Raw genomic sequence first — 12904 nt, forward strand, 5'->3', positions numbered from 1 at the left:
GCCCTTGAGAGACCGCCCCATGATGAGCCTCGAACCAGCGGAAGAGCTGGTCTCCGCCGACGACACCCGATACTGCTGGACGTATCCAGTGGGACGAAGGAAGCCGGAGGAGCGGGAGCGGGAGCGGGAGCGGGACGTCCGGTCGGTCTGGTACGTGGGGCTGCCGCTCACCTCCGCCCACCGCGGCAGCCACTCCGGCGGCGGAGCACTGGTGGAGGGCGCCGGTGACCAGGCGCGCTACGCCAATGAGGGCACCGTCTACCCGCACGCCTCCCTGGTCGAGATGATCACTTACCAGAGCGTGTGCTTCCCCGGGGTCGACTGGTCGTACCTGGACCTCAGCCACCTGCCCTGGGAGGAGGTCCGGGCCCGGATCCACGCGGACCCGCCGGATGTCGCGGCGTTCACCGTCTACTCGTCCACCGCGATGTGGGCGTACATCGTCGCCGGTGAGATCAAGCGCGTGAACCCGCGGGCCGTGGTGGTCTTCGGCAACGACCATGCCGGGATCCTGCACCGCGAGGTGCTCACGGGCACGTACGGGTCGCGGATCGTGGACTTCGTCTGCACCGGGAACAACGGGCCGTTCACCATGATGGGACTGCTGTCATGGCTGGAAGGGACGCTGGAGATCACGCGGGTGCCCTCCCTCGCCTACCGGGACGGCGGGGGCGGGGTGTGCCACCAGCCGGCCCCCTCCTATCCGCTGGACCGCCGCGCCCTGCCCGACTACCGGCTGATCGAGCCGGTGCTCAAGGCGTACTACGACGACGCGTTCAAGGTCTGGTACGGCTCGCACTACGAACTGCAGCGGATGGTGACCCTGCCGCTGGACGGCGGCTGCCACTGGGGCAGGCGGCCGAGCCGCAGATGCCGGCACTGCTCGATCCAGGGCCTCACCCCGAAGACCACGGACGCCGGCGCGGCCGTGGCGGCGCTGGAGGTGCTGGTCGGTCAGTTGAAGTCGAACGTGTACGCCGCGGGCGACTCGACGCTCGGCATGTCCGGCGGTCAGTGGGGCGGGGAGATCTCGTTCCTCGACGAACTGGCCGCACGATGCGCGGACTCGGAGGTGCTGCGCGGCCGGCGGTTCATGCTGGCCTACGGGCTGGTCTACGAGTTCCTGCAGGCCGCCGAGTTGTGCAAGGGCTTCGTGCAGACCTGGAACGTCGGGCTGGAAGCGTTCGACCCCAAACTGCTCAAGGGCAACTCCAAGGGCATCAACAAGGGGCCCGACCGCGTCGTCGAGGCGCTCGAACTCGCCCGCTCACTGGGCTACAAGATGTACCTCTCCGGAATCCTCGGCCTGCCCGGCACCACGCTGAAGCAGCTCACGGCCGAGGTGGACAACTGGCTCGCCATCGCCGAGGCGTACGCGGGGTCGATCACCACCGTCTCCGTGGCGGCGCCCGCCATAATCCCCGGTTCGCGCATGTACCGCGACGCGTACGAACGCAACCCCGAGGTGCGGGCCTGGCACGGTGAACTCCTGCCGATCCGGCGGCTCTCGGAGCTGTACATCCGCCAGAACACGGAGGTCCGACTCGCCGACGTGGAGGCCGCCCTGGCCGATCTCGGGCGCGGCGTCATCGCCCTGGACAACGCCGGCGCGGACATCAAGTTCGGCGGCTACATGCTCGGCGGCGTCGACCACGAGGAGACCCGTGAGCGGGCGCTCCTGCGCGACGTCGTCGCCGGGCTCGCGTGAAGACGCCCGGGACATCCGAGCAGAAGGAACGTCTGCGAGTGAGCACCGAAAGAGAACGGGTCATCGCCGGTGCGACCGACCCGGTAGTGCGCACGTACCTGCGCATGGCGGACGACAGCATCGTGGCGGTCCTGCCGTTCGCGCTGTCGCTCGCGGCAAGGCTGGGCGTGGCCGACGAGTGCGCCGGCCCGGCGCTGCCCGTGCCGGAACTGGCCGAGCGGGTCGGCGCGGCCCCGGACCCGCTGGCGCGGCTGCTGCGGGCGCTGGCCGGTTGCGGGTTCTTCCAGGAGGACTCCCGGGGGCGGTTCGCGCTCACGCCACTGGGCGAAATCCTGCGGACCGGCTCGCCGGTCTCGATGCGGGAGACGCTGCGCAACCTCGACAGCCAGCGGGCCTGGCTCGAGGCGGTCGACAGGCCCGGCGCCCCCTGCCCGGCCTTCGACGGCACGTTCGGGACGTCGTTCTTCGCCCACAAGGAAAAGGACACCGAGGCCGGAGCCGCGTTCGACCTGCGGATGCGGGAACGCGCGGAACGGCTGTACTCCGGGCTGGCCGCGCTGCGGGTGTGGCGGGAGCTGACCTGCGTGCTCGACGTGGGCGGCGGCACCGGAACCGTGCTGGCGTCGCTCCTGGCGGCCCACACGGGGCTGCGCGGCATCCTCCTCGACCGGCCCGACGTCGTCGCGCGGGCCTCCGCACCGGGTCCGCTGGACGCCTGCCGGGACCGCCTCGAACTGGCCGGCGGTGACTTCTTCGACCGTCTGCCCGGCGGAGCCGACGCACACCTGCTGTGCAGTGTCCTGCACGACTGGGACGACGAGCGGGCCCTCGCCCTGCTCGACCGGAGCGTGCGGGCGCTGCGTCCGGGCGGACGGGTGCTGGTGTGCGAGATGGTCGCACCGGACTCCCCGGCCGCCCACCCGGCCCCATGGAGCGACCTCGGCATGCTGGTGCTCCTCGGCGGCCGCGAACGCACCCTCGCCCAGTACCGGGACCTGCTGTTCCGCGCGGGCCTGCGGATCGACCGGGTGACCCCGCTCCCCGATTCCCCTTTCAGCGTGATCGAGGCACGACGTGCCCAGGAACGGAGTTGACGTGACGACCCGGCAGCACGGCGGCGCGCCCGCCGACATCGATCTGGAGCACGTGGAGCTGTACGTGCACGACCTCGACGCCCAGTCCGCCCTGTGGCGCGACCGCTACGGCTTCACGGAAACCGGCCGCGGCGGCGCACCCGAGGAGGGTTCCCGTTCCGTCGTGCTCGCCCAGGGCGCGGTACGGCTGGTCCTGACGCGGGCGACGGACGAGCGGCACCCCGCCGCCGGGTACGTCCGCGCGCACGGCGACGGCGTCGCGGACATCGCACTGCGCACCCGGGACCTCGTCGGCACGGTCGACCGGGTCGTCGCCGCGGGCGGGCGGGTGGTGCGGGACGCGCGGTGGTTCGACGACGGTGAGGTGCTGGCCGTCGCGGCGGTCTCCGGGTTCGGGGACGTGACGCACACGCTGGTGCAGTACCGCGAGGACCGGGCGCGCGCCCTGCCGCTCGGCGCGGGTACGGGCCTCCTCGCCACGGACCACTTCGCCGTCTGCGTGCCGGCGGGCGGGCTGGCGCCCCTCGTGGACTTCTACCGGGCGGCGTTCGGATTCCGGGTGGTCTTCGAGGAACGGATCGCGGTGGGCCCGCAGGCGATGCTCTCGCGGGTGCTCCAGAGCGCCTCCGGCACCGTGACGTTCACCGTCCTGCAGCCCGATCCGGGCGCCGCGCCCGGACAGCTCGACGCCTTCCTGAAGGACCACGGCGGAGCGGGCGTCCAGCACGTCGCGTTCGCCGCCGAGGACGCCGTGGCGAGCGTCACCGCGCTGGCCGACCGGGGTGTCGAGTTCCTGGACACCCCGGACGCCTACTACCGGCTGCTGGCGGACCGGATGACGCCGCGCCGGCACACCACGGACGAGCTGCGCCGCCTGGGGCTGCTCGTCGACGAGGACCACGGCGGGCAGTTGTTCCAGGTCTTCACCCGCTCGGCCCACCCCCGGCGCACCCTGTTCTTCGAGATCGTCGAGCGGTGCGGGGCCCGGACCTTCGGCAGCGCGAACATCAAGGCGCTCTACGAGGCCGTCGAGGCGGAGCGGCTGGCGCAGGCGGCCGGCCGGTGACCGGCCCGGACCGAGAGGCGTCCGCGCGGGAGCTGAAGGCGGCCGTGACCGCGGACGACGTCGAGCGGCTCGCCCGGCGGGTCCTGCCCTGCGCGGTACGGGACTTCGTCGCCGGCGGCAGCGGGACGGAGACCACCCTGGCGGCCAACCGCCGGGCCCTGGACCGCGTGCACCTCGTGCCGCGCGTCCTGCGGGACGTCTCCCGCGCCTCCACCGCGGCCTCGCTGCTCGGCAGCGACGCGCTGCTGCCGGCGGCCGTCGCGCCCGTCGCCTACCAGCGGCTGCTGCACCCCGAGGGAGAACTCGCGCTCGCCCGGGCGGCCGCGGCGCACGGCGTGCCGTTCACCGTGAGCACGCTGAGCAGCCGGCCCGTCGAGGAGATCGCGGCGACCGGGGCGATGACCTGGTTCCAGCTCTACTGGCTGCGGGACCCGGGCGAACGCCGCGCGCTGGTCCGCAGGGCCGAGGACGCGGGCTGCGCCGCGGTGCTGCTCACCGTGGACGTGCCCTGGATGGCCCGTCGGCCCAGGGACGTGCGCAACGGCTTCGCCCTGCCGCCGGACGTCACGGCGGCACACCTCGCCCCGCGCGGCCCGAGCCGGGCGCACGACGCCTCGCGCGGCGGCTCGGCGGTCGCGGCCCACACCGCGCAGGCGTTCGCGCCGGCGGTGACCTGGCGGGACGTGGCGGAGCTGCGGTCGCTGACGCGGCTGCCCCTGGTCCTCAAGGGCGTGCTCGCCGCCGAGGACGCCGCACGCGCCGCCGACCTGGGCGTGGACGGCCTGGTGGTCTCCAACCACGGCGGGCGGCAACTGGACGGCGCGGTGCCCGCCGTCGACGCCCTCGCGGACGTGGTGGCCGCGGCCGCCGGACGGTGCGCGGTCCTGATGGACAGCGGGGTGCGCTCCGGGACCGACGTGCTCCGGGCGCTGGCGCTCGGCGCCGACGGCGTCCTGCTGGGGCGGCCCCTGCTGTGGGGGCTCGCCGCCGGCGGGGAGGCGGGCGCCCGGCACGTCCTCGGGCTGCTCGCCCGCGAACTGCGGGACGCGCTCGGCCTGGCGGGCTGCGCCGACATCGCGGCGGCCCGGCGCCTGGAGACGGTCAGGGCGCCATGAGGCCGCTCGTCCCCCCTCTTCCCCCCTCTTCCTTCCCCCCCTTCCCTCTCACCCAATCTCTCCCAGGACCCCCGTGAACACGCGAGAAGCCCTCACCACCCCGGCGCCCCCGGCCGTCACCGACCTGCACGCCTCCCTCACCGACCCGGCGCTGACGGCCATGACCTTCCTCAACGAAGTGGCCGAACGGCATCCGGGCGCCCTGTCTCTGGCCGCGGGGGCCCCGTACGAGGGCTTCTACGACGTCGAGGACGTGCACCGCGCGCTGCGCGTCTTCACCGACCACCTGCGCGACGAGCGCGGCTACGACGCGGCGCGCGTGCGGCGGACGCTGCTCCAGTACGGCCGGACCAAGGGAATCATCCACGACCTGATCGCCCGTCACCTCGCCGTGGACGAGGGCATCGACGTCGATCCGGAGGCGGTGGTCGTCACCACCGGATGCCAGGAGGCGCTGGTCCTGACGCTGCGGGCGCTGCGCCGGGACGAGCGGGACGTGCTGCTGGCCGTCGACCCCGTGTACGTGGGGGTCACCGGAGCGGCCCGGCTGCTGGACATGCCGGTGCGCCCGGTGGCCGGCGGGGCCCGCGGCATCGACCTCGCCGACCTGCGTCGCGCGGCGCGCGAGGCCCGTACCGCCGGTCTGCGGCCGCGCGCCTGCTACCTGGTACCGGACTTCGCCAACCCCTCGGGACTGCGGCTGCCGCTCGCCGACCGGCGGGCGCTGCTGGAGGTGGCCGAGGAGGAGGGGCTGCTGCTCCTGGAGGACAACCCGTACGGACTGTTCCCGCTCGGCGAGGAACGGCTGCCGACGCTGAAGGCGCTCGACACCCGGCAACAGGTCGTCTACCTGGGGTCGCTCGCCAAAACGGTCTTCCCGGGGGTGCGGATCGGGTTCGCGGTCGCCGACCAGCCGGTGCCGGACTCGGCCGGGCCGCTGATCCTGGCCGACCTGCTGGCCCGCGCGAAGAGCATGTTCACGGTGAACACCTCCCCGGTCGCGCAGGCCGTGGCCGGCGGCCACCTGCTGGAACACGACTGCAGCCTGCTGCGCGCCACCGAACGGGTCCGCGCGGTGTACCGGGAAAACCTGCGGCGCCTGCTGCGCCGGCTGGCGGTCCACTTCCCCGCGCCCTCACCGGTCACCTGGAACAGCCCGCAGGGGGGCTTCTTCGTGGTGGTCGGCGTCCCCTTCGACGTCACCGGCGACCTGCTGGAACGCTCGGCGCGCGACCACCGCGTGCTGTGGACCCCGCTCGACCACTTCCACGCCGGCCCCCCGGCGCCGCGCGCGCTGCGGCTGTCGGCGAGTTCCCTGCCACCGCGGCGGATCGACGAGGCCGTGGACCGGTTCGCCGGCTTCGTACGCGCCCACACCCCCGCCGGGCCCTGAACCGTCCCGGCCCGCACTTCCCACGGAGCGACCGATGAACAACGACAGCGGCGAACCGGCCGCGTCCAGCGTGCCCGAGGCCTTCCGGCGGCAGGCGGTACGGACCCCGGACCGTACCGCGGTCGTCGTGGGCCACACCCGGTTCACCTACGCCGACACCCTCCACATGACCGACGCGGTGGCGGCACGGCTGCGGACCGCCGGGGTCCGCCCCGGCGACCGGGTGGGCCTGTGCGTCGAGCGCGGGCCCTGGCTGGTCCCCGCCGTGCTCGGCACCATGGCGTGCGGCGCCGCGTACGTGCCGCTGGACCCCGCCCACCCCGCCGCGCGCCGGCGGCTGATCGCCGAGGACGCCGCCCTGCGCGTGACCCTCACCTCGGCCGGCACCGAACACGCCACGCCGGCCGGCGTCACCGCCGCACGCGTCGAGGAGTCGCCGCCGGCGCCCGCGGAGCCCTCCGAGGCCCGCGCCGACAGCCCCGCCTACGTCATGTACACCTCGGGCTCCACCGGGGTACCGAAAGGCGTGGTGGTCACCCACGCCAACGTCCTCAACCTGCTGCGCTGGGCGGCCGGGTACTTCTCGGCGGCCGAACTCGGCGGCGTCCTGGCCACGTCTCCGGCCGGTTTCGACTCGTCGGTGTTCGAGCTGTACGCCCCCCTGGTCACCGGCGGGACGGTGCTGCTGGCGCAGAACGTCCTCGCGGTGAACGAGATCCCCGCACGGTCGGAGGCGACCCTGCTCGTGGGGGTGCCGTCCGCCCTCTCGGCGGTGCTGCGCGAGGGCCTGCCGCCGCACGTGCGCACCGTGGTCACCGGCGGGGAGCGGGTGACCCGCGCCCTGTGCGACCGGATCTGGGCGCAGCCGCGGGTACGGCGGGTCGTCAACTTCTACGGCCCCACCGAGTCCACCCTCACCTGCATCGCGGGCGAGGTCGACCGGGGCGGCGCCGGGAACCCGCCGATCGGCCGGCCCGTCGCCGGGGCCGAGCCCTCGGTGCGCTCGGCAGCCGGCGGCATACTGCCCGAGGGCGCCACCGGTGAGCTGTGGGTGGCCGGGCCCGGCGTCGCGGGCGGCGGCTACCTGAACCGTCCGGAGCTGACGGCCGAGCGGTTCGGCCCGGACGGATACCGCACCGGCGACCTGGTGCGCCGCCTCGGGGACACCTACCACTTCGTGGGGCGCCTGGACGACCAGGTCAAGGTGCGGGGCGTCCGGGTCGAGCCGGGCGAGGCGGAGACCGCGCTCACCGAACACCCCGCGGTGCGGCTCGCGTTCGTACGCGCGGAGGAGGACCGGCTCGTCGGCTGGGCGGAGTCGGACACGGCCACCGAGGCGGAGCTGCGGGCCTGGCTGTCCGAGCGGCTGCCGGCGCACGCGGTGCCGTGGCGGATCGCGGTGCTGCCCCGCCTGCCCGTCCACCCCACCGGCAAGGTCGACCGCGACGCGCTGCCGCTCGTCACCGCCGGGCGCCCCCCGCACCTGCCGTACCGCGCACCGCGGGACGCCGCCGAGCGAATGGTCGCCGAGGTCGTCGCCGGGGTCCTCGGCCTCGACCGGGTCGGCGCCGACGATCCCTTCGCCGACCTCGGCGGGCACTCGCTGGCCGCCGCGCGGGTCGTCGCCGAGGCCGGACGGCGGCTGGGGCGGCCGGTGCCGCCGGTGATGTTCCTGCGACACCCGACGGTGGCCGCGTTCGCACGGGAGCTGGCGACGCTCCCTCCCGCGACGCCGCCGGACCGCCGGACCGCCGGCGCACGGCATCCGCTGACGGCCGCGCAGCGCGAGTTCTGGCTGCTGCGGCGGCTGGTGCCGGACCGGCCCGTCACCACGCTGACCGTGCGCGTCGGCGTGCACGGCCCGGCGACCGGGGCGACGGTGCGCGGGGCGCTGGACGCGCTGGTGCGGCGCCACGAGGTGCTGCGCACCACCGTCGAGGAGACGGACGGCATCCCGTACGCGCGGATCGGACCACCCGTGCCGGTCCCCGTCACCGAGGCCGACCTGCGAGAACTGCCCGCACGGGAGCGGGAGCGGCGACTGGAGGCGCTGCGGCGGGACACCGCCCGGCACGTCTTCGACCCGCGGGACGACACCCCGCTGCTGCGGGCGGCGTTCGCCCGCACGGCGGACGAGACCGGCGAACTGTTCCTCGCCGTCGACCACATGGCCTTCGACGGCGCCTCGGTCGCCGTCCTCCTGCGGGAGCTGGTCCGCGAACTCGCCGGCGACCCGGTGGACGAGCCACCGCTGCAGATGGCGGATCTCGCCCGGCACGAGGAGGAGGCGCCCGGTGCGGCGGAGTCTCTCCCGTACTGGCGCACCGCCCTGGCGGGCGCCTCGCTCCCGGACCGGCTGCCGGGACGGCCGGCCGCGCCCGGCTGGGACACCGACCGGGTGTCCGTCGTCCTGGACCGCGCGCTGCTCGCCCGGTGGCACCGGTTCGCCGCCGACACCGGCAGTACGCCGTTCGCCGCGCTCCTCGCGGCCGTGGCGCTGGTCGTCGGCGGGCTCGCCGCACTGGACGACGTGGTGATCGGGGCGGCCGCCGCCCGCCGCCACCGGCCCGGCACCGAGGCGCTCCTCGGACCGCTCGTCGACACGCTGCCGCTGCGGGTGCGCCTGGACCCGGCAGCGACGTTCGAGGACCTGGTACGCCAGTGCGCCGCGACCACCACCGACGCCCTGGCCCACCAGGACGTACCCGCCCGCGACCTGCTCGCCCTGCTCCCGGCGCACCGGGCGGCGGCCGGCGCCTCGCGTACTCCCGTCGTCGTCACCATGCTGCCACCGGACACCCCGGCCACGGCCGCGCACGGACCGTTCCGGCTGGAGCTGCGCCCGGACCGGGGCAGCGGCGCCGCGGGCAACGAACTCACCGTCCTGGTCCTGCCCACCGCCACCCACGCCGAACTCCAGGTCGAGTACGCCACCGCGCGATACGAGCGCGCCGGCATGGAGGCCCTCGCGGCCCGGCTGACGGCCGCCCTGCGCGGCGGGTCGACGGCCCCCGGCACCCCGCTGGCCGACCTGGACCTGGTGACCGCCGGGGAACGCGCGCGGCTGCTGGCCCTCGGCACCGGCCCCGACCTGCCCGCCGACCGCCCGGCCACGCTGATCGACGCCGTGCTGGCGCAGGCGGCCGCCCGCCCCCACGCGGTCGCCGTGAGCGCCCCCGACGGCGACCTGAGCTACCACGGGCTGGCGGCGGTGTCCCGACGGGTCGCCACCGCTCTGACGGCGTCGGGGGTACGGCCCGGGGACGTGGTCGGGGTGAGCCTGCCGCGCGACCGGTTCCTCCCGGCGGCGCTCCTCGGCGTGTGGCGGGCCGGCGCGGTCCTGCTGCCCCTCGACCCCGACCTGCCCGAGACCCGCCTGGCCTGGACGGCCGCCGACAGCGGCGCCGGGACGGTCCTCGCGCGCGGCCCGGCCCCCGCCGGGCTCCGCGGCCTCGACCTCGACACCGTTCTCGGCGCGGACGCGGTTTTGGGCGGCCCGCTGCCGCCCCCCGACCCCGACCGGGCGGCCTACCTCACCTACACCTCCGGATCGACCGGGCGCCCCAAGGCGGTCGAGGTGACGCACGCGAACGCGGCCGCCTGCCTCACCGGCCAGTCCGCGGTGCTCGGCACCGGTCCCGAGGACCGCGTCGCCCTGGTGGCACCGCTGGCCTTCGACATGGCCGTGCAACAGATCTGGGCCCCACTGGCCGTCGGCGGGCGGTGCGTGGTCGTGGACCGGGAGCGCGCGACGGACGGGCACGCCCTGGCCGAGTGGCTGCCGGGCAGCGGCGTGACGGTGCTGGACGTCACCGTCACCACGCTGCGGATGCTGATGGCCGCCGGTCTGCCGCCGATGCCGTCCCTGCGGGTCATGGCCGGCGCGGAGGTCCTGGACCCGGGGCTCGCGGCCCGGACGCTGGGCCGGGTGGGACAGCTCTGGCACCAGTACGGACCGACCGAGACCACGGTGACCTCGCACCTGTACCGGGTGCACGCGGTGGACGGCGGCAGAGTGCCGCTGGGCCGGCCGCTGCCGGGCTACCGCTGCTACGTGGTCGACCCCCTCGGCCGCCTGCTGCCCCAGGGCGCGGTGGGCGAACTGTGGATCGGCGGGGCGGGCGTGGCGCGCGGCTACCGCGGGCTGCCGTCCCCGGCCTTCGGTCCCGACCCGTTCCTGCCGGGCGGGCGGTGCTACCGCACGGGTGACCGGGCCCGCTGGCGGGACGACGGGCAGCTCGAGTTCCACGGCCGGTCCGACGACCAGGCCAAGGTACGCGGTTACCGGATCGAGCCCGGCGAGGTGGAGGCGGCCCTGCGGGCCGACCCGCGGGTCGCGGACGCCGCGGTGGTGGTGGCCGGCTCCGGCGGGGACGCCCACCTGGTGGGCTGCCTGACACCCGAGGACGTGGACCGCGCCGCGGTCCGCGCCCGGTTGCGCACACTGCTGCCCGATCACCTGGTGCCCCGGCGCTGGCTGGCCTTCGCGGAACTGCCGCGGACGGCCGGCGGCAAGCTCGACCGTGCCGCCCTGCCCACCCGTGCCGTCGCCGAGGACCTCCGGCCGGCACCCGAGGGCGAGGCGCAACGGCTCGTCGCCGCGGTCTGGGCGGACGTTCTTGGCCGCCCGCGGGTGTGGGCCGACGACGACTTCTTCGCGCTCGGCGGGCACTCCCTCGCCGCGACCCTGGTGACCGGACGGCTGCGGGACGCGCTGCGCGTGCCGATCCCGGTGCGCACCCTCTTCGACCGGCCGGTGCTCGCGGACTTCGCCGCGGCCACCGAGCGCCTGGTCCTCGACGACCTCGAACAACCCCTGGGAACGGAAAAATGAGCACGCCCTCCGATGACTCCGCGGCTTCTGTGAAGGCGCGGTTCGCCGCCGCGCACAGGGCCGTCACCGGCCCGGCCCCCGACCCCGCGCCGCGGCCGGCGCCGGGCCCCGCGCCGCTGTCGGCGGCCCAGCGGCGGATCTGGTTCCTGACCCGGCTGCACCCGCAGAGCCCCGCCTACCACGTGCCGCTCGTGCTGCGCCTGACCGGGGCGCTGGACGAACCGGCACTGCTCGCAGCCGTGCGCGACCTCGCGGAACGGCACGAGACGCTGCGCGGGGTGATCGACCCGGACGGCGCGGAGCCCCTGGTACGGCCCGGACCGGCCGGCCACGTGCCGGTGACCGTCACGGAAGTCACCGGGGACGACCTGGACGCGGCGCTCGCCGCGGAGACCGGCCGGCCGTTCGACCTGACCGCGCGGCCGCCCATGCGGGCGACGCTGTTCCGGCTCCCCGGCTCCTGGGTGCTGGCGGTGACGGTGCACCACATCGCCACCGACGGCTGGTCCCAGCGCCTCCTCCTCGCCGACCTGGCCCGCTGCTACGCCGCCCGGACCGGCGCCGGTGAACCGCCCCCGCCGGCGCCCCGGTACCCGGACACCGTGCCCGGCGACGCCGACGACCCGGCCGGCCTGGACTGGTGGACGCGGCGGCTGGCCGGCCTGCCGCCGGTGCTCGGCCTGCCGACCGACCTGCCGCGCACCCCGGACGGGGACTGGGCGGGGGCGGCCGCCGAGGTCGTCGTGGACACGGAGACAGCGGCGCGGCTGCGCGCCCTCGCCGCCGGGGCGGGCGCCTCGGTGTTCATGGTGCTGCTGGCCGCCTGGCAGTCGCTGCTGGGCCGCCTCGCGGAGACCGACGACGTCGCCGTGGGCGTGCCGCACGCGGGCCGGCACACGGCCGCGAGCGAGAAGGCCGTCGGCTGCTTCCTCGACACGGTCGTGATCCGCACCGACCTCGGTGGCGAACCCACTGGACGCGACCTTCTGGCCCGCGCGCGGGCGGGCACCCTGGACGCCCTCGCGCACGCCCGGACCCCCTTCGACCACATCGTGCGCCGCCTGTGTCCCGAACGGTCCCTGACGGCCACCCCGCTCTTCCAGACGCTGCTCAACGTGTACGACGCGCCCGAGCCGCCCGCGCTGCCCGGGGTGTGCGCCGAGACGCTGTACGTGCCGCCGCGCACCGCCAAGTTCGACCTGGCCCTGGAACTCGCCGACGACGGACCCGGAGCCGGCCTGCACGGCTGGCTGGAGTACCGGCGGGACCTGTTCACGCCCCGGACCGCGCGGCGGCTGGTGCGGTGGCTCGGCATCCTGCTGGAGGCGATGGCCGCCGACCCGGACCGGCCGGTGGCCGGCATCCCGCTGGAACCGGGGACCGGACCGGCCCTGGCGGGCCCCGACGCCGGGCCGGCCCTGCCGCCGGTGCACACGCTGATCGAGGCGCAGGCCGACGCCCGGCCCGACGCCGTCGCCGTCGTCGGACCCGACGGCAGCCTCACCTACCGGGAACTGGACGTACGCGCCAACCGGCTGGCGCACCGGCTGCTCGCCCGGGGGGCCGGCCGGGACCGCCCGGTGGGTCTGCTGCTGGAGCCCGGCACACGGTTCGCGACGGCGCTGCTGGCCGTGCTCAAGGCGGGCGGCGCATACCTGCCGTTGGACACGGCGTACCCCGCCGGGCGGGTCTAC

7 protein-coding genes are annotated in these 12904 nt (G+C 75.6%); all 7 read left to right on the forward strand.

The genetic code is table 11. The features are described 5' to 3' along the window. Positions 1-22: 22 nt before the first annotated feature. Complete coding sequence (locus ABEB00_RS35105) at positions 23-1708, forward strand: B12-binding domain-containing radical SAM protein (protein WP_345624789.1); 1686 nt, start codon at positions 23-25, stop codon at positions 1706-1708. Between the two features lie 38 nt (positions 1709-1746). Then, entirely contained in the window at positions 1747-2802 is a 1056-nt protein-coding gene (locus ABEB00_RS35110) for a methyltransferase (RefSeq protein WP_345624790.1), read from the forward strand. 1 nt (position 2803) lies between these two features. Then, a complete protein-coding gene (hppD, locus tag ABEB00_RS35115) occupies positions 2804-3868 on the forward strand; it encodes a 4-hydroxyphenylpyruvate dioxygenase (protein ID WP_345624791.1) in 1065 nt (354 codons plus the stop codon). After that, positions 3865-4983 carry an alpha-hydroxy acid oxidase gene (locus ABEB00_RS35120; RefSeq protein ID WP_345624792.1) on the forward strand — a complete coding sequence of 373 codons (1119 nt, stop codon included), beginning with the start codon at positions 3865-3867 and terminating at the stop codon, positions 4981-4983. The genes hppD and ABEB00_RS35120 overlap by 4 nt, the downstream gene beginning before the upstream one ends. Positions 4984-5056: 73 nt before the next feature. Then, the gene (locus ABEB00_RS35125) at positions 5057-6376 is read left to right on the forward strand and encodes an aminotransferase-like domain-containing protein (RefSeq protein WP_345624793.1); all 1320 of its coding nucleotides are present in this window, start codon (positions 5057-5059) and stop codon (positions 6374-6376) included. Positions 6377-6410: 34 nt separating this feature from the next. Then, positions 6411-11210: an amino acid adenylation domain-containing protein gene (locus ABEB00_RS35130; protein WP_345624794.1), complete on the forward strand. Its 4800-nt coding sequence runs from the start codon at positions 6411-6413 to the stop codon at positions 11208-11210. Further along, positions 11207-12904 (forward strand): condensation domain-containing protein (locus ABEB00_RS35135; protein ID WP_345624795.1); only part of this gene is annotated, 1698 nt, incomplete at its 3' end. The genes ABEB00_RS35130 and ABEB00_RS35135, both read left to right, overlap by 4 nt.

It is taken from the genome of Streptomyces ziwulingensis (genome assembly GCF_039542605.1).
Classification (GTDB): Bacteria; Actinomycetota; Actinomycetes; order Streptomycetales; family Streptomycetaceae; genus Streptomyces; species Streptomyces ziwulingensis.